We start from the raw sequence: 512 nt of genomic DNA, 5'->3' as shown, positions 1-512 counted from the left end.
TCCACTTCTGCATCTGTAGCGGTGGGCTTCAGGTATTTCAGTTCTAAGATATAGCTGTGTGCAATATCCGGATACCGCTCTTTGTCGGGCAGCATCAAGAAATCGCCGAATCCGTAGTTCAGCTCGATTTCAGGTTCTACCAAATAGAGGCTGTTCAGTGCGAGGTATGCTTTGAAGAAGCCTTGCAGGTTGTGTTCTCCCAAAATGCTGTCTCTTATGGAAGAGTTTTCATTGTATGCCGTGGCAATGCGTTGGATGAGTGGTTTCCAATCTCCGTCAAATGACATCCGGTCCATTTCGTCTTGCAGGGCAATGATGTCTATGTGTATGCTTCGGTTGAAATAATCTCGCATAAAGCTCCAATATTGCTCTTTCACGCAGTTGTTCGGTATTTCCATTTCGATACGCCTGCCGAGGCTTCTTTTCATTGTAAGTAAGCCGTAATAATATAACAGGCTTCTGAAGTTGTTGTCATCCGTCACGTATTCTGCAGGGAAGGAAGTCTTCAGGTT

1 protein-coding gene is annotated in these 512 nt (G+C 45.1%); it reads right to left on the bottom strand.

The annotated features are described in order from the left end of the window. Positions 1-512 (bottom strand): PD-(D/E)XK nuclease domain-containing protein (locus B5F91_RS14805; protein ID WP_204244716.1); only part of this gene is annotated, 512 nt, incomplete at both ends.

Source organism: Bacteroides sp. An322 (assembly GCF_002161765.1).
GTDB classification, from domain to species: domain Bacteria; phylum Bacteroidota; class Bacteroidia; order Bacteroidales; family Bacteroidaceae; genus Phocaeicola; species Phocaeicola merdavium.
The sequence above is the reverse complement of the archived record's forward strand: the minus strand, read 5'-3'. Positions and strand labels throughout refer to the sequence as shown.